Genomic DNA, 19,255 nt, shown 5'->3' on the forward strand with positions numbered 1-19,255 from the left:
CTACTTCTTTTTAAATTTTAAAAAACTCGCACGGTTATACTCATAGTTCATACGAGCTATATTTAAAACCGATATTCCTTGTGGACATTCTACCTCACATGCCTCTGTATTTGAACAGTGTCCAAATCCTTCTTCATCCATTTGCACAATCATACGCAAAGCTCTTTGTTTGCGCTCTTCTTTTGACTGTGGTAAGATTGCCAATTGAGTAATCTTAGCCGCTGTAAATAGAGCCGCACTACCATTTTTACATGTAGCTACACATGCTCCACAACCCAAACATGCCGCTGAATCAAATGCAGCTTCTGCTACCTCATGAGATACAGGTATTGTATTGGCCTCAGGGGCTTGTCCTGTATTTACCGAAACATATCCTCCCGAAGAAATAATACGATCAAATGCTGAACGATCCACTTTCAAGTCCTTTTTTATCGGAAAGCCAGCTGCTCTAAATGGCTCAATAAGAATAGTCTCCCCGTCCTTAAATTCGCGCATGTGCAATTGACAGGTCGTTGTATTCTTTAAAGGTCCATGAGCATTACCATTGATTACAACCCCACATTGTCCACAAATACCTTCTCGACAATCGTGATCAAATTCTACAGGTTGTTCATCTTTTAAAATCAACTCTTCATTCAAAGTATCCAACATCTCTAAAAAAGACATGTGTGTATTGACATTCTCAAGCGTATAATCGACAAGTTTCCCCTCAGATTTACGATCTTTCTGTCTCCATATTTTTAAATGCAATTTCATAAACTAGGCTGATTATTTATAACTACGAATAGTTGGTTTAACAAATTCAAATTTTAATTCCTCTTTATTCAAAATAGGTTCAGCATCTAAACTACCTGGCCATTCCCAAGCAGATATGAACTGATAATCCTCATCGTTACGCTTTGCTTCTCCGTCTTCTGTTTGATACTCTTCACGGAAGTGAGCTCCACACGATTCCTCTCTTGTCAATGCATCATAACACATCAACACTCCTATCTCTAAGTAATCTGCTACACGTCCTGCTTTTTCTAATTCTGCATTCATTGTTTTAGAATCACCTGGAATCTTCACATCTTTGTAAAACTCATCTCTAAGTTTTTTAATCTCAACTATTGCGTATTCTAGTCCTTCTTTAGTTCTTGCTAAACCACAGTAGTCATATAAAAGCTTACCTAAAGATTTGTGGAAATAATCAACTGTCTTAGTTCCTTTGATAGCTAATAAAGCGTCTAATTTATCTTTAACCTCTTTTTCAGCTTTGTCAAATGCTGGGTCATCACTAGCAATAGCTCCTACTCTAATTTGATCCGCTAAGTAATTAGCAATTGTATAAGGTGCAATAAAATACCCATCAACTGAAGCCTGAAGCAATGAATTCGCTCCTAATCTATTCGCTCCGTGGTCAGCGAAGTTTGCTTCACCTAGAGCAAATAATCCAGGAATAGTAGTCATTAACTCATAATCTACCCATAACCCTCCCATAGAAAAGTGAGCCGCAGGAGAGATCATCATTGGTTCTTTATAGGCATTAATCCCGGTAATCTTCTCATACATCGTAAACAAGTTACCGTACTTCTCTGCAATTTTAGCTTGCCCTTGCTCTCTAATAGCTTTAGAAAAATCAAGATATACAGCATTTTTTAATGCACCTACACCGTGTCCTGCATCGATACGCTCCTTAGCTGCACGAGACGAAATATCACGTGGTGCTAAATTACCAAATGCTGGATAACGACGCTCTAAGTAATAATCTCTTTCTTCTTCAGGGATATCATTAGCCACGCGATTATCATCTGCTTTTTTCGGTACCCATATACGACCATCATTACGCAATGATTCAGACATCAAAGTCAGTTTGGACTGATAACCTCCTGATTGAGGCAATGACGTTGGGTGTATCTGCGTCCAACTAGGTGAAGCAAAAAACGCTCCTTTTTTGTGTGCTCTCCAAATCGCCGATCCATTGCATCCCATTGCTAAAGTTGATAGATAATAAATCTTACCAAATCCTCCAGTAGCCAATACAACAGCATGAGCTGCATGTCTCTCTATCTCCCCTGTTTCAAGGTTTCTAACAATGACACCTCTAGCTTTTCCATCAATAGTCACCAAATCAAGCATTTCATGGCTAGAATATAACTTTACCGTTTTCTTATCCACTTGACGCATTAACGCCTGATAAGTTCCTAATAATAGCTGTTGTCCTGTTTGTCCACGAGCGTAGAATGTTCTACTTACTTGAACACCACCAAATGAACGGTTATTAAGATACCCGCCATATTCACGACCAAATGGCACCCCTTGAGCTACTGCTTGATCAATAAGATTAACCGAACACTCAGCCAAACGATATACGTTCGCTTCACGTGCACGGAAATCCCCTCCTTTTAATGTATCAACGAACATACGGTAAATACTATCACCGTCATTTTTATAATTTTTTGCCGCATTTACTCCTCCTTGTGCAGCTACAGAGTGTGCTCTACGAGGAGTATCTTGAAAACAAAATGACTTCACATTATACCCCATCTCTCCAAGCGAGGCAGCTATTGAACTTCCTGCTAAACCAGTACCAATTACAATAACATCTAATTTTTTTCTATTCGCTGGGTTTACCAAACGAGCAGTTTTCTTATAGTTTGACCATTTATCTTCTAGTGATCCTTGTGGTATTTTTGCATCTAATTTCATAGCTAGTTATTTAGAATTAGTGAAGTAAATAAAAAGTGGCATTGCAGCAAATCCTACGCATATTACTACAGAGTAAACCACTCCGACAATATTAACCCAACGCACATACTTCGGATGAAACAACCCTAGTGTTCGAACTCCACTAGTAATCCCGTGGATTAAATGATAACAAAGTGCTATCATTGCAATTACATAGACAACTACTAACCATAGCTCTTGAAATGCTGCTACTACAACTGCATATAAATCTTTATTGCCATTTGTATCTAATCCAATCTCTCCAAACTTATACACATACCAGAAATTTTGAAAGTGAAGAACAATGAATATCAATACTATTGTCCCTAATACTCCCATATTTCTACTATACCATTTACTTGCTCTACCTCTGTTATCTTTCTTATAACTTCCTCCTGCAGCCTTATTTTTAGCTGTGATTAATAAAGCGTAAATAGCATGCCCAATAATTGAAGCATATAAAACATACGAAACCATTTTCACTAATGGATTTCCTGTTAGAAAATGCGAGTAGGCATTAAAGCTAAGTCTTGCGTGTTCTGGCTCTAAAAATAACTGTGTATTTCCTAAAAAGTGAATCAATAGGAAAAAACAAAGAAATAATCCTGTCGCGGCCATGATGATCTTGCGTGAGAGTGTATTCATCTTTGTTAATGTTTAAATATTAATCTTTTTTAATTGATTTTAATTTGCTTACAGATGTAAAATTAATACTCGAAAATCACCACAAGTATGATAATTATCACTATATCAATTATTAGAAAAAAGTTTACTACACCTCGTTGATATAAACAAAACTTTTTCTTAAATCCACCTCATAAAGTTAACATTTTTTTATTAACATTTATAAATATAATAAACTAAAACTTCTATTTAAAACAACTATTAACAAGTAAAAAAACAAATATACACCACATATAAAACACAAATTAGGTTAATACCTAATAACTTGATTTAACCCTAAAAAAATATACGTTAAACAACTAAAAACAAACAATGAACACTAAAAGAGTAAATTTTCCTACTTATAGCTGGACGAACTACATTATATCCCTAGAGATATTTCCCGAATTTGCTAGCACCGTCTAAATATAGAACTTCCCAAAACACATAAAATAGTGTACTCCTCCTGCTCTTTCTTACCGAAAGATGCAGAATACCTGCAGTTTACTTCCCAAAACAGGTCTTCTTGGCAAGAAAACCGCAAGGAAACCGCACGCATACTGCAAGTATCTCCAAGTAAAAAGAGAGCAAAAATAAGCTAAGCTTGAAAGTTTATAACTTACTGTACATCCACGTATCAAAATTTAAAACAAAAAAAAATCATCGAATTGATCTTAAAGGCAAAGTCAACCCGATGATTGTATTTCTGCTGATTACAATCAGCATATAGATGAATATTAATTTATTAAGCGCTTTTGGTCTGTTTATACATCCGCTTTCCTGACATATTGGCTCCTGCTTCCTGCTCCAGTCGCGTAAAAACATAACTAGATAGTATCGTTAAAACACCCATAACTAAGAATGTATAGCGAAACACATCTACTCCTTCACTTCCTTGCCCTACCCCACTCTTTTGAAAAATAAGTAAAAACATCGCTGATACTGAAATTCCTAAACTAATGGCTAATTGTTGTGTAACGGAAAGTAAACTATTCCCTTCACTAGAGGTATCATTGTCTAAATCCGCAAGTGAAATTGTATTCATTGACGTAAACTGGACTGCACTAAACGCTCCATTACAAATCATTAATAATACAACTACCCAGTAAGGGGTGTGTTTATCAATAAAAAAGAACATCGAAATTAATACACCTGTCAGAATAGTATTAGATATTAAGGTATTGCGATAACCATACTTATTTACGATAGGTACAACAAAGTTTCTAGAAACTAAATTAGACAAGGCCTGAGGAATCATCATCAACCCTGCATAAAATGCAGAATATCCATATCCTACTTGTAACAATAGAGGGATCATTAGCGGCATACCTCCTATACCTAAACGAGTGACAATATTTCCAATCAACCCAACACGAAGCGTGTCAATCTTAAACAAACTCAATTTAATCAAAGGAAAAGAAGTACGCTTAGCGTAATACACATATCCTAGAATACACAATAACGCGAAAACACCTAAGCCAATCAAATTAAAAACTGTAAGCTCTGGAGAATCCCAACGCTCTATCACAATAGTAATCATAGTAAGACCTCCACTCAATAATAACCAACCCCACAAGTCAAACTTATTTACTTTATTAGTGAAATTAGGCACTACACGAGAAGCAAACAATACAGCTATTAGCCCAACTGGTAAATTAATTAGAAATATCCAGTGCCAAGAAAACTTTTCTACCAAGAATCCTCCTACGGTAGGTCCAAGCATTGGCCCTACTAACGCAGGTATAGTGATAAAGTTAATGACCTTTAGCAACTGATCTTTGGGGTAAGCATAAATCAATGTCAATCGAGCAACTGGAACCATCATCGAACCTCCTATTGCTTGAAAAACTCTTGATAATATAAGCTCATCTAAATCTCTAGACAAAGAACAAAACAGTGAACCTAAGGTAAATAAAGTAACTGCTAAGATAAAAATACGCTTTGTACCAAAGCGATCAGCTAACCAGCCACTCAACGGTATTAATAGTGCTACTGTCAATGTATAGGACACAATCACACTTTGCATTTGCAAAGGAGACTCACCTAGACTCTTAGCAATTGACGGTAGCCCTGTATTTAATATAGTTGCATCAAGCGCTTGCATAAAAATTGCTATAGCACCTAACCACGGTAAGTATTTTTTAATTTTTGGATCTTCTATTACGCCTGCTTTCATAAATTCACAACATTTTATGCATGACATTTCCCATACTAAAGATTAGTATATGTCATTACTATTTGAAACTTCCTTTACTTATTTATGTATTGCTGAGCTCGACAAAATACATCTTTGTACACCCAAGTTAAAATCGATACTTTCTCCTCATATTAGGTGTAGCACTTATTCTTGTAGATTTGTTGCAAAGATATGACTTTTAGAATTTTTACTTCTTGATGTGATTTTTCAAATTGGCATTTTAGCTATTTGTTTATTTCAACTCCATTAGTTAAATACACAATTCAATTCACATCGTGAATATTTTATATCACTTTTCTGCGATACTCGTAATTCTTATTGTTCGATCCAATTATCAATCATTTTTATACCAACGCCAGTCATATAAGACTCTGGATGAAACTGAATCCCACTGATGTTGTATATCCTATGACGTATTCCCATAATCACTCCATCTTCGCTAAATGCCGTTATAACTAAATCTTCAGGAAAGGATTCTTTCTCTAAAGCCCAAGAATGATAGAGTCCTACCAACGAATTTTGCTTCACACCGTCGAACAAACGTTCACTCTCATCGCAAATATGTAAAGCACGTTGCTGACCATGATAAACCTGCTCTAAGTTTATAAGTCTAGCACCGAAATAATCACCAATAGCTTGGTGACCCAGACACACCCCTAAGATAGGCTTAATCCCTTTATACATATCTAAAACACGATACATAATAGGGCTCTTGTTAGGTATATCTGGCCCTGGAGAAAAAACAATTTGATCATATTGATCAATATCCTCTACAGATACCTCATCATTTCTAACCACAGTAATCTGACAATTCGGATTCTCATCAAATAATTGATAAAGATTATAAGTAAAAGAATCGTGATTATCAATTATAACAATTTGTTTCTGTACACTCATAAAGTATTTGTAATTTTGGACGCGAATCAATTCATAAAAATGAGGCTCAAAGATACAACTATCACAAAGATGAATGAACTGGGAAAACAAAGAATTCCCTTCTTATTTATCATTGATTTCGGTGAACAAAACACTTATATTAAGCCACTTGATCAAATTGATCATCAAGAGGTGAGGTATAATTTTAATGGAGTAACAAATACAGTTGTAAATAATGCGACAAAAATTCCAATACTCAAGCCAACCCCTATTTCATTTGAATTATACAACAAACAGTTTGAAATCGTAAAGAAAAACATACAATTAGGAAATTCATACCTTCTAAACTTGACGATACAAACACCTATACAAATAGACTGTGACCTTAATGATATATATGCAATAGCACAGGCTAAATACAAACTATATTATAAAAATCAGTTTGTATGCTTTTCTCCAGAGATATTTGTACAGATAAAAAACAAGCACATCTATTCCTATCCGATGAAAGGAACAATTGATGGTACACTTGAGAATGCAGAACAACAATTACTTAACAACCCTAAAGAGAATGCAGAGCACTTTACAATTGTAGATTTAATTCGGAATGACCTAAATATAGTGGCTAAAAAAGTAAAAGTTGATCGCTTCAAATACATAGACAAACTAATAACGACAAAAGGCTCGATTCTGCAAATGAGTTCACAAATCAGTGGAGAACTAAGCGACGATTGGCATGCTAATCTTGGCAATATCTTTAATCATCTCCTACCGGCAGGTTCGATAACAGGCTCACCTAAAGAAAAGACACTCGAAATCATTCAAGAAGCTGAAACATACAATAGAAGATTTTATACGGGAGTATGTGGTATATATGATGGTGATGCTGTCGATAGTGCAGTAATGATTCGCTTTATCGAAAAAGAAGGCAGTCAATATAGCTATAAAAGTGGCGGTGGAATTACATATAGCAGTGATCCTTATAAAGAATATGAAGAACTATTACAAAAGATCTATATCCCAATGTAATCGATAAACAGGCGTACACAATATGCTCCCTTTAATAAAAATAGAACGCAACAAACAATAACCAATTTCCTAACAATAATAAATCCTATCACCGGTAATAATCGGTTAAAAATACCGATTATGACAAATAGTGAATTATTAATAAAGAACGTATTTTACTAGAAAGTCACAAAAAATACCCCCTTTAAATTTTCAATTTTTCAAAAACACCTCTTATTGAAGTCCAATGATTATCAATTATTCAAGATAAAACCATTCTTTTTAAGTTTTTTTTCAGTATGAATATTCTAAATAAATATTCTTTTATGTATATTTCTAGAACCAAAAAACTATAAAATGAAAGAATTGTATAAAAAAATCGGTGATTTACTCATCGATCAGGACTATCGTGCCTTACACGATCTAAAGATTGAGAAACCAGAATACTTTAACTGGGTACAGGAAGTATTCGAAGACATTCATGTAAAAGAGACCCCAGATAAGACGGCTTTACTCTGGACAGATGGAGAAGTAACACATCATTATACATTTCTAACATTACACAATCGATACAATCAATTAATCAACTTTTTATCGTCTAAAGGCATAAAAAAAGGTGACGTAATCTTAACACAGATGATGTTACAGCGAATTAATTGGGTTACTCACTTAGCAGCTATCAAAGCAGGATATATGCTTTCCCCAGCAGCAAGTATTTTAGGGGTAAAAGATTTGGCTTATCGCTTTGAAAAAATTCAACCAAAAGTTGTCTTAGCTGATAAAGATAATGTAGAAAAGGTAGATGCTGCCGAGCGTCAAGCAGGAATTATTATTCCAGTAAAGATATTAATTGATGATACAAGAGAAGGCTGGTATCCTTTGAGTGTCTTAGACGAACAAGCAAAAGAAGCTGAAGGTGCTCAAACGCATCCTGACGATACTCTATTCATGTTTTTCACTTCTGGGACTACAGGAATGCCTAAAATTGTATGTCATACTCAATTAAGCCAACCATTAGGACACTTAACCACTACTGCGTGGATTGGAGTTACTAAAGATGATGTACACTACAATATATCCCAGCCAGGTTGGGGGAAATTTGCTTGGAGTAGTTTATTCGCACCATGGAACGTTGGAGCAACTATCTTTGCCTACCATACAACAGACAGATTTAATGCGGCAACTACCTTGAAGCTAATCGAAAAACACAAAATAACAACCTTATGTGCACCCCCAACAGTACTTCGTTTCTTTATCCAAGAAAACCTAAAAAATTATAAGTTCAGCCTAAGACAATGTGTAGCTGCTGGAGAGCCACTGAATCCAGAAATAATTGAAGAATGGAAAGAAGGTACAGGCATACTAGTAAGAGATGGTTTTGGACAGACAGAAAGTACTTGTATGGTAGCTAACTATCCAACAGCAAAGGTAAAATATGGTTCTATGGGGAAACCTACCTTCTTATACGACATTATCATCGCTGATGATGAAGGAAAAGAAGTACCCGCTAATGAAGAAGGAAACATCTGTGTAAAAACAGGGACAGAACAACTAAATGGGATCTTTAAAGAATACTTATTTGACAAGGAAAAACAAGCAAAAGTATTTAGAAATGGCGTTTACTTTACTGGAGATAAAGCCTATAAAGATGAAGATGGATATATATGGTTTATCGGACGCGATGATGATGTCATTAAAGCATCAGATTACCGTATAGGTCCATTCGAGGTAGAAAGTGTCTTATTAGAACATGACTCCATCATTGAATCGGCTGTAGTTGGAAGTCCACACCCTGTAAAAGGTTATGAGGTCAAAGCATTTGTCATCATCAACGACCACGAAAAACCTTCAGTGGAATTAGCGAATGACATCTTCAAGTACTGTAGAGAGCATCTAGCTCCATATAAAATGCCCAGAAAATTAGAATTTGTGACGGAGTTACCTAAGACAATCAGTGGTAAAATCAAGCGCGTAGAATTAAGAGCTATGCAAGCAGAACGCATTGCAAAAAAACAAGAAGTTCCTTTAGAATTCAATTATGTTAAAAACTAATCTAAACTTACCTACTTTACAACGATAAAAACAAAGGCGCTTACCGACCAGTAAACGCCTTTGTTTTTTATAATAGATTATTAGTCAAGTGTAAAACTAATAGACACTCCTGAAACAATTTCAATTTCACCTACTGCTAAAGTTTGATCCAAACCTTCTGTACTAGCTCCTTTCATCATGTACATTGGACGAATAATTGGAGGAGTATATGAACTACCATCAGTTACAAGAATAGCTTTACCTACTTTCTGTCCTAAGGCTGTAGCATAATCCGATGCTTTTTGTCTAGCCTCTTTCACAGCTAATACTCTAGCCTCTGTTTCATACTTTGTCAATTGAGAAGACTCAAACTCCACACCCTCAATTTTATTTATTCCCGCATCCATTACACCTAAAATCAATTCTTCATACTTATCAATATTTGTCAGGGTAATAACAATTGTTTGACTAGCTTTATAATAGTCCTTTTTATCATTATAATCACGTGTTTGATATAGGCTCACACGTTGAGTTTGAATGTTTTTATCTTCAATTTGTATGCTCTTCAAATACTTCAAAACTTTAGCGATTACCTGATCATTTGCTTTCTTAGCCGTAGCAGCATCAAGAGACTTATTTTCTACACCTAGGCGTATAATAGCTCTATCTGGCGTTACGGAAACTTTACCAGTTCCATTAACTTGAATTTGAGGTGTTATCGGAGATGTATAAGTTGTCTGTGCAAAAGTTGAAGTGGCTGAAAGCAATAGCACTCCAAGTAATATTGATACTTTTTTCATAATTTCTCTTTTTCTGATTCAAACAAATATATCCAAAAGTGATAAACTTAGCTCAAAAGCTAAGAAACAATTAACATAGTTATCAATTGACATGAAGTGTTGTGATTCAACTGTTGTACATGAAACAATCTCCAAATAATTTAGTGTTATATCATTATTTCACTCTACTTAATATCCTTTATATTATACACACATCATTTATCAAATAAAGCAAGTAAATTACACAACAATATTTCTTCATAGGTAATACCAAATCATTTACTTCTCCTAATGGAAGAATTATCGTACCCTTATAACTTACCTTTCTTGAACAAAACAAAAAGAAGAAGAATAGGAATCAGCATTACACCTAATAATAACGGGTGCATCTCTATTAATACAGGATACTTAACTAAAATTAAGGTCAATCCCGCCACTGCACCACCTATATGAGCTGAGTGGCCTATATTGTCATTTTGTTGCTTCATTCCATAAACTGAATACAGTAAATACAAGACGGCAAATAGATAACTCGGTATAGGAATAATAAAAAATATCCCCAACATCATGTTTGGATTAATCATAATACTAGCATATAGCACGCCCATAATAGCCCCTGAAGCCCCTACTGCACGATATCCAGTCTTGTTATGATACATTTGGTAAGTAATAAGGTTACCAATAAGCATACTAACAAAATAGATCAGTAAGAAATAAACAATCCCTACACTGTTCATTAAATAATCACCAAAAAAATAAAGGGTCATCATATTAAATATAAAATGCATCCAATCTACATGTAAAAAACCAGCAGTAAAAATTCTGTGTTTTTCACCAGCACGTACAGCATCTATATCAAAACAGTACTTGTAAAAAAAAGAATAATCGTTTAACCCTTTGTAGGTAACAAAACCAGTAACAGCCATAATCAATAATACAATCGGCGATATATCTAACATAGTCTATGAAATAATATTTTAAGGGATAAAAATAAGCATAGTTTATTAAGGTCAATCATTTTTTGTCGAAAATAGACGAAACAAGTATATTTGCATAAATAGCCTAACATGAAATTCCTTATATACCTTATAGCTTATCCAATACTTTGGATAGTATCAAAACTGCCGTTCTCTGTTTTTTACATTGTATCCGATTTTTTTTATATACTCTTATATCGCATTATCGGTTATAGAAAAAAGACTGTACGAGAAAATATTAAGTTAGCAATGCCTGAGCTATCAGACACAGAAGTAAAGCGTATTGAAAGAGAGTCTTTTAGACATTTATGTGACATCTTTTTAGAAATGATAAAGACTTTTACGATATCTGAAAAAGAACTAAAAAAACGCTTTGTTTTCACCAACTTAGATACCGTACTTAATATTGAAAAAGACAACAAAAGTATTATGCTCTTTTGTGCACATTATGCTAATTGGGAATGGACTATAATACTTGATCGCTTAATTCAATCACAAGGATACGCTGTCTACAAAAAAATAAACAACCCATACTTTGATCAACTGTTTATAAAAATTCGATCAAGATTTAATACAATTCTAGTCGAGATAAAAGATACGATTCGCCTTATTAGAAAAAATGAAACAGAAAACAAACATGGTGTTTATGCTTTTATCAGTGATCAATCACCTATGATTAGTCAAACAAATTGCTGGCAGGAATTTATGGGAGTAGAAGTACCTATTTATACAGGAGGAGAAGCCCTATGTAAAAAATTCAATATGGTTCCCATGTACTTAGATGTAAAATTTATTAAACGTGGACATTACGAAGCAACCTTCGTACCCTTACTAAAAGAAGGTGAAAATGTAAAAGAAGTTCCAAACTACGAGTTAATGACACGTTTCTTAAAAGAGACTGAACAAACGATCCGAAAAGCACCCGCCTATTATTTTTGGACACATAAACGCTGGAAACATCGTGGAAACAAACCAGCTAATATTAAATAAGTGCTTTAAAAGCTGATACTAACAGATAAAAACAAAGCCAGTCGTATGATTTACGACTGGCTTTGTTTTTATATACATTTAAGAAAAAAAGAATTGCAGTAAATTAAATAAATACAATGTCTTCATATTCTAATAGATTATTTAAATACCTGCTATCACGCGTAACTCTTCCATCATACGACCTGCTAAACCATCAGCATCTTCTTGGGTAGGTGCTTCTGTATAAATACGAATGATAGGTTCTGTATTTGACTTTCTTAAGTGAACCCACGAAGTTGGAAAGTCTATCTTAACTCCATCAACAGTAGATACCTCTTGATTACTATAATTCTCCGCTATCTGCTCAAGAATCATATCTACATTCAATTTAGGTGTTAATTCTATTTTATTTTTACTCATATAATATTGAGGATATGAGGCTCTTAACTCAGCAACCGACTTATCCATACTAGCTAAATGTGTTAGAAACAAAGCAACACCAACAATAGAGTCACGACCATAGTGTGTCTCTGGATAAATAATACCTCCATTACCTTCTCCTCCAATAATAGCATTCGTAGCTTTCATCATTTCTACAACATTAACCTCTCCCACAGCAGATGCATTATACGAACCTCCGTGTTTTTCAGTAATATCTCTAAGTGCACGAGATGATGATAAGTTAGAAACAGTATTTCCAGGTGTTTTACTCAAGACATAATCAGCAACAGCCACTAAAGTATATTCCTCTCCAAACATCTCACCATCATTCGAAATAAAAGCTAAACGATCAACATCTGGATCTACAACAACACCGAAGTCTGCTTTCTCTCTTTTCACTAATTCACAGATGTCTGTCAAATGTTCTTTTAGTGGTTCTGGATTGTGAGGAAAATGTCCGTTTGGCTCACAATATAATTTTACAACTTCAACACCTAGACGCTCTAATAGAGCTGGTATAATAATTCCTCCAGAAGAATTAACTGCATCTACAACTACTTTAAACTTGCGTTTTTTTATTGACTCAACATCAACTAATTCTAGTTTCAATATTTCATCAATATGAGTATCCATATACCCCTCTTTCGGCGTTATAGTCCCTAAGTGATCTACATCAACAAACTCATAAGTATCTTTCTCTGCTAATTCAATGATTAAAGCTCCTTCGTCAGCATTTAAAAACTCTCCTTTAGCATTTAACAACTTTAAAGCATTCCATTGTTTTGGATTATGAGAAGCCGTTAAGATAATACCCCCATCAGCTTTTTCTAATGGGACAGCAACCTCTACAGTCGGGGTAGTTGACAAACCTAAATCGATAACATCAATTCCTAAACCTATCAGTGTATTAGCTACAAGGTTATGAATCATTGGACCTGAAATTCTAGCATCTCTACCAATTACAACAGTTAGCTTTTCTTTATTCGAATTATTCTTTAAAAAAGTTCCGTATGCAGAAGCAAATTTCACAGCATCAATAGGAGTTAAATTATCTCCAACTTTTCCACCTATAGTTCCTCTGATACCAGAAATAGATTTTATTAAAGTCATAAGTTTACTATTTTTGTTTCTCACAAAGATAAAAGAAATAACAAAAATGAATCACTTTATACGGGTATAAAGTGGCGTTCAATACCAATAAAAATCATTGCTTATGAATTTCCTTGCTCATATTTACTTATCACTTGAAGATGACAATCTGAAAATAGGTAATTTCATAGCAGATAGCGTTAGGGGAAAAACTTATCTCAACTACCCTCCAAAAATACAACAAGGCATTCTACTACATCGAGCAATCGATGAATATACTGATTTTCACACAACTTGGCGTTCAAGTAAAAAAGTGATTGTTCCGACCTACAATCACTACGCTTCAGTTCTAATAGATATGTATTACGATCACTTCTTAGCTATAAATTGGGAAAAATATCATCAGACTCCCTTAGCAACATATGCTAGTGAATTTTATACTTTACTAGAAGATAATTTTGATATTCTACCTGAAAAAGTTCAGAAATTCCTTCCAATTATGCTTAGTGAAAACTGGTTAGTAAAGTATAAAACACTAGATGGATTAAATTATATTCTGACTCAAATGGATAAGAGAACAAAAAACATATCTAAAATGAGATATGCGACTGTAGATCTTGAAGCAAACTATACCATACTACAAGACCAATTCAAACTGTTTTTTGATGAATTACAAAACTACGTGGAGCGATATGCTCAGCAAAACAAATTACTAGTTAAATAACAACAATCACAATGCTTAGCACTCACTTAAAAGTACAAGTCAAACTCCTGTAGAATTTCTTTTTAATCTTTTTAAAATCAGTAGTTAATACATTAGTATACGCTTTCAAATAAAGAATAACTAACAGCATCCTTAAAAAACTAAAAAAACTTAATGATTTTTCGTATATTAGAGGATTAGCTCTCTATTTTTTGAATTACTTTTGTAATATGAAACTAATTAACGGACATCGCATTAAATACTATCTTAATCAACTATTTAAATATTCTGAAGGAACTTTATTTTTCTTAAAGTCTATATTAACTGAAAGGCAATTTATGTATTTATCGTGTGTAATCGTTGGTGCGTCTTCAGCATTAGCAGTTATGGTTCTTAAGTACTTTGCTCACTCGGTATTTCAGTTTGCGACCTATTTAGACAGTTTAATGCATCTTCCTTATATGAATAGTATTTTACCTATCATAGGTATACTACTGACTGTATTTATTGTCAATAAGTTTTTGAATGGTTCTATTGAAAAAGGAACTTACCAAATTATGATAGCGGTAGCCAAGAAATCCGGAATTATGCCTAGAAAACAGATGTACTCACAAATAATAACGAGTTCATTAACTGTAGGTATGGGAGGATCTTTAGGGCTTGAGTCTCCAATTGCAATTACAGGAGCTGCTTTTGGGTCAAACTATGCACAGAATTATCGCTTAAATTATAAACAACGCACTTTACTCCTTGCTTGTGGAGTAGCAGCAGGTATATCAGCAGCATTTAACGCACCCATAGCTGGCGTATTATTTGCCATAGAGATTATTGTCGTTGATTTATCTGTAACTGCTTTTATCCCAATTATGATTGCATCTGCAACAGGGACAATTGTGACTAACCTTATCTTAAAAGAAGAAATTTTACTATCCTTTAAAAACCAATTAGTCTTTGATACAGGTAATACAATTTACTATATACTCTTAGGTGTATTATCAGGATTCTTCTGTGTTTATCACGCACGTATGTTTAGACGTACAGAGAAGTATATTGGAGGTTGGAGTAAAAACATTTATAAAAAGGCATTATATGGAGCTGGATTATTAGCTTGTCTAATCTTTTTATTTCCAACATTATTTGGTGAAGGATACAATAGCATTAAAATACTAACAAGTGATACACCTCAAACAATCTTAAAAAATACAATACTTAATTCATTCGAAAGCAATGAATGGGTTCTTCTACTTTTCGTTGCAGGAGCTGCGTTAGTAAAAACAGTTGCCGCTGGATTGACTATGGGAAGTGGAGGTAATGGAGGTAACTTTGCTCCTTCTCTATTTGTTGGTTCCTACTTAGGATTTGTCTTATCTAAAGTATTACTTCTCCTTGGAGTCAAAGACATTCCTGTCCAAAATTTCACTGTAGTCGGTATGGCAGCAGTAATTAGTGGGTTATTTCACGCACCTCTTACTGCAATCTTCTTAATTGCTGAAATAACAGGAGGATATGGCCTAATGGTTCCTCTACTCATTGTATCCTCAATAAGTTTTGCTATATCCAAACACATGGAAAAATATTCTATGGATATCAAATCTATTGCTACCACAGGATTAGTCTTTACCTCTGATCGCGATTTTAATATTCTTTCAACAATTAATCCAAAAAACTTAATTAGAGATGATATTAAAACCTTAAATACTTCTCACCAAACAAGCGATATAATAGATATTTTTGCCACTTCTAATCAAACTTTCATTCCTATCCTAGATGGAGATCAAAAAGTAATAGGAGTAGTAAATTTCGATAGGGTTAGACCACTACTACTAAATCTAAAACAACAGCCACAAATCCCACTAAATGATATTATCGATTCCCCTATAGTCATGTCATACTTTGATAGTACAAAAATATTCATTGATGCATTTGATTCTAACAAACTTCAATTTTTAATTGTACAAAAGGATAAAAAATATATTGGCTATGTTGCAAAGACAGATCTTATGGATAACTACCGTAGAAACCTTAAATCTTACCGGATAGATTAATACTAATGGAATAATCATTACAGCTAATAATTAATTATTCAATTGACTTTACCTATTAAAAATTAAAACCTCTCTTATATAGAAATGATACTTAATCTCAAGTATCATAAAAAAATCTCTATCTTATAAATCAATATTTTTAAATATCTATTATTAAACTTTAATTATAAATTTTAACAGGAAAGTACCTTAAACATTCATTTATCAAAGACGGGATATAACGAAAAAAAGTCATTAACCTCTCGATTAATGACTTTATTTTTTAGCAAAAATATGTGATTCGTTTTTTAATCCATGAAATAGAACAACAAAACAACAAAACCAAATCCCTTATAAGTAGCCAGCTCAAAAGAAATTGAAAATAAAAAATCTATTCCTGAAAAACCCACAATTTTTGTTTGTCAGTTTAATGATACTTCGCCTTTGCATCATTTAACCACTACAAATGTAAACTTTTAATACAATATTCAAACATCAAGAATAAGGATTTTAACATATGTTATCCAAAAAAGATACTACGCCTTAATCATTTCAGTGACAATAAATTACATTTTATTTTTATTAAGTAAATCATCTTAGAACTCAAACCTTTTTAATCCATTGTAAAACAAACCTATAGAAGTAAATAATCACTAATACATACACTCCAAAAAGATTTTAGAGTATTCTAAGTAATACTTTTAATGTACTTCCCAATAACTTGCACCCAGCTCACTACCATGTTTATGGTATATTAGTGTTATGGTATGTTAAAAACACATACAAGACCTAATATATTTTTAATTTTACACCTCAAACTAATGTAGTTTCATTCAATTTCTATGAAACTTTATTAATTAAGCTATCATTAACGACAAATTTGATAAGACGTAAATGCTAACAGATTTTATAAAAGAATTACTTCATCAGAACGAAAGTTCTCAATCATTCTTAGATAAAAAGCGAATAGAGCTTTTTACAGATACACTATTTCACTTTTTATTTCAACTAGAAGATAAGAAGTATACTTCTGCAAATGCTATTAATATTCGATTAACTACTCTAAAGAACGAACTAATTTCTATCGTTTTTAATATTAATAACGACATAGATAAATCAAACCAAATTGCTAGTGACTTCTTTGAAGCGTTACCTTCTATATATTCAGCGCTAAGCACTGATGCAAATGCTATTTTAGACAATGACCCTGCAGCTACCTGCTTGCAAGAAGTTTATATAGCTTACCCAGGGTTCTACGCTATCGCCATTTATCGTTTTGCACACCAATTACAAAAGCAACAAGTTAAATTATTACCTAGAATTTGGACAGAATATGCTCATAGCAAAACAGGAATTGACATTCACCCTGCTGCCAAAATTGGTAGTAGTTTCTGTATTGACCACGGTACAGGCATTGTTATAGGGGAAACGTGTATTATTGGAAACAATGTAAAAATATACCAAGGTGTAACACTAGGAGCTATTTCAGTATCAAAAGATAAAGCCAATACTAGAAGACACCCTATCATTGAAGATAATGTAATCATTTATTCAGGAGCGACTATCCTTGGAGGAGAGACTTCTATTGGTCATGACACAATCATTGGAGGTAATGTTTGGCTAACAAAAAGTGTAAAACCAAACTCGATTATTTACAGTAAAAGTAAAAGCTATTCAAAAGACCAGGATATCTACCCAGAACCAATAAACTTTGTAATCTAACCTAAAAAATTATACGAAATGAAAATCAACAACGTATTAGAAGCAATTGGCAACACGCCACATATCAAAATCAACAAACTTTTTCCTAACGATATTAATGTTTGGATTAAGCTAGAAAAACAAAACCCTGGAGGAAGCCTGAAAGATAGAATAGCATTGGCTATGATTGAAGATGCAGAGAAAAAAGGCTTAATTAATAAAGATACAACGATTATCGAACCTACATCTGGTAACACTGGTGTTGGTTTAGCTATGGTATGTGCTGTTAAAGGATACAAACTAATCCTCGTTATGCCTGAATCAATGAGTATTGAAAGAAGAAAACTTATGGCTGCTTATGGCGCTAAGTTTGTTCTTACTCCTAAAGAATTAGGTACTGCTGGTTCTGTTTCAAAAGCTACAGAATTGGCTGAAGAAATTGAGAATGCATGGGTACCTCAACAATTCAATAATTTTGCTAATCCAGAAATACACAAACGTACTACTGCTCAAGAAATCTTAAACGATTTCCCAACGGGAATTGACTATTTAATAACAGGGGTTGGAACAGGTGGACATATCACAGGTGTAGCAGAAATTCTTAAGCAGAAGTTTCCTAACTTAAAAGTCTTCGCGGTTGAGCCGGCTAATTCACCTGTCTTAAGTGGAGGTCAACCTGGCCCTCACCCACTGCAAGGTATTGGAGCTGGTTTTATTCCCAAAGTAGTAAACACAGACTTATTTGACGGTATAATTACTGTTGAAAAAGACGAAGCATATACTTTTACTAATGATATTGCGCGTAAAGAAGGTATATTAGCAGGAGTTTCTACAGGTACCTCACTTGCTGCTATAGCTAAGCATTTGCCAAATATTGAAAAAGGAGCAACAGTACTTACGTTTAACTATGACACAGGAGAAAGATACTGGTCTGTTGATGATTTATTTGATGAAAAATCAGCTGAAGTAAAATAAGTATTACGATATACTATTAAGGAGACTTTTCAGTCTCCTTTTTTATTTATACTTCTATAGTACTTAGAATACTATTTTATCTCTTAGATTCAACAAATAAATGCAACAGCATTTAA

At 33.8% G+C, this 19,255-nt stretch carries 15 protein-coding genes; 7 read left to right on the forward strand and 8 right to left on the reverse strand.

The window, feature by feature from the left end; all coding sequences use genetic code 11:
* The 5 genes from GJV77_RS11085 to GJV77_RS11105 form a co-directional block, all read right to left on the reverse strand.
* Positions 1–756, reverse strand: coding sequence for a succinate dehydrogenase/fumarate reductase iron-sulfur subunit (locus GJV77_RS11085; RefSeq protein WP_155036426.1), 756 nt, complete (start codon positions 754–756; stop codon positions 1–3).
* A 12-nt stretch (positions 757–768) separates the two neighbouring features.
* Positions 769–2,688, reverse strand: coding sequence for a fumarate reductase/succinate dehydrogenase flavoprotein subunit (locus GJV77_RS11090; RefSeq protein WP_155036427.1), 1,920 nt, complete (start codon positions 2,686–2,688; stop codon positions 769–771).
* A 6-nt stretch (positions 2,689–2,694) separates the two neighbouring features.
* Positions 2,695–3,351: a succinate dehydrogenase cytochrome b subunit gene (locus GJV77_RS11095; protein ID WP_155036428.1), complete on the reverse strand. Its 657-nt coding sequence runs from the start codon at positions 3,349–3,351 to the stop codon at positions 2,695–2,697.
* Between the two features lie 763 nt (positions 3,352–4,114).
* Positions 4,115–5,545: a multidrug transporter subunit MdtD gene (mdtD, locus tag GJV77_RS11100; RefSeq protein ID WP_155036429.1), complete on the reverse strand. Its 1,431-nt coding sequence runs from the start codon at positions 5,543–5,545 to the stop codon at positions 4,115–4,117.
* Between the two features lie 336 nt (positions 5,546–5,881).
* Positions 5,882–6,463: an anthranilate synthase component II gene (locus tag GJV77_RS11105; protein ID WP_155036430.1), complete on the reverse strand. Its 582-nt coding sequence runs from the start codon at positions 6,461–6,463 to the stop codon at positions 5,882–5,884.
* Between the two features lie 39 nt (positions 6,464–6,502).
* Here GJV77_RS11105 and GJV77_RS11110 point away from each other — a divergent pair, with 39 nt between their 5' ends.
* Complete coding sequence (locus GJV77_RS11110; protein ID WP_155036431.1) at positions 6,503–7,471, forward strand: aminodeoxychorismate synthase component I; 969 nt, start codon at positions 6,503–6,505, stop codon at positions 7,469–7,471.
* Between the two features lie 336 nt (positions 7,472–7,807).
* Positions 7,808–9,502 carry an acyl-CoA synthetase gene (locus GJV77_RS11115; protein ID WP_155036432.1) on the forward strand — a complete coding sequence of 565 codons (1,695 nt, stop codon included), beginning with the start codon at positions 7,808–7,810 and terminating at the stop codon, positions 9,500–9,502.
* 80 nt (positions 9,503–9,582) lie between these two features.
* Here the strand turns inward: GJV77_RS11115 and GJV77_RS11120 are convergent, their stop codons facing one another.
* Positions 9,583–10,281, reverse strand: coding sequence for an SIMPL domain-containing protein (locus GJV77_RS11120; protein ID WP_155036433.1), 699 nt, complete (start codon positions 10,279–10,281; stop codon positions 9,583–9,585).
* A 290-nt stretch (positions 10,282–10,571) separates the two neighbouring features.
* Complete coding sequence (locus GJV77_RS11125; RefSeq protein ID WP_155036434.1) at positions 10,572–11,219, reverse strand: rhomboid family intramembrane serine protease; 648 nt, start codon at positions 11,217–11,219, stop codon at positions 10,572–10,574.
* A gap of 108 nt (positions 11,220–11,327) precedes the next feature.
* Between GJV77_RS11125 and GJV77_RS11130 the strand changes: the two genes are divergently transcribed.
* Positions 11,328–12,227 carry a lysophospholipid acyltransferase family protein gene (locus GJV77_RS11130; protein WP_155036435.1) on the forward strand — a complete coding sequence of 300 codons (900 nt, stop codon included), beginning with the start codon at positions 11,328–11,330 and terminating at the stop codon, positions 12,225–12,227.
* Positions 12,228–12,368: 141 nt separating this feature from the next.
* On the opposite strand, the gene glmM is transcribed toward GJV77_RS11130, so the two are convergent.
* Positions 12,369–13,757: a phosphoglucosamine mutase gene (glmM, locus tag GJV77_RS11135; protein ID WP_155036436.1), complete on the reverse strand. Its 1,389-nt coding sequence runs from the start codon at positions 13,755–13,757 to the stop codon at positions 12,369–12,371.
* A 103-nt stretch (positions 13,758–13,860) separates the two neighbouring features.
* Between glmM and GJV77_RS11140 the strand changes: the two genes are divergently transcribed.
* From GJV77_RS11140 to cysK, 4 genes are all read left to right on the forward strand, one after another.
* The gene (locus GJV77_RS11140) at positions 13,861–14,460 is read left to right on the forward strand and encodes an acyl carrier protein phosphodiesterase (protein ID WP_155036437.1); all 600 of its coding nucleotides are present in this window, start codon (positions 13,861–13,863) and stop codon (positions 14,458–14,460) included.
* Positions 14,461–14,669: 209 nt separating this feature from the next.
* The gene (locus GJV77_RS11145; RefSeq protein WP_155036438.1) at positions 14,670–16,484 is read left to right on the forward strand and encodes a chloride channel protein; all 1,815 of its coding nucleotides are present in this window, start codon (positions 14,670–14,672) and stop codon (positions 16,482–16,484) included.
* A gap of 873 nt (positions 16,485–17,357) precedes the next feature.
* A complete protein-coding gene (locus GJV77_RS11150; protein WP_155036439.1) occupies positions 17,358–18,185 on the forward strand; it encodes a serine O-acetyltransferase in 828 nt (275 codons plus the stop codon).
* A gap of 18 nt (positions 18,186–18,203) precedes the next feature.
* Positions 18,204–19,139: a cysteine synthase A gene (gene cysK, locus GJV77_RS11155; protein WP_155036440.1), complete on the forward strand. Its 936-nt coding sequence runs from the start codon at positions 18,204–18,206 to the stop codon at positions 19,137–19,139.
* Positions 19,140–19,255: the final 116 nt, after the last annotated feature.

Source organism: Myroides pelagicus (assembly GCF_009711055.1).
Classification (GTDB): Bacteria; Bacteroidota; Bacteroidia; order Flavobacteriales; family Flavobacteriaceae; genus Flavobacterium; species Flavobacterium pelagicum.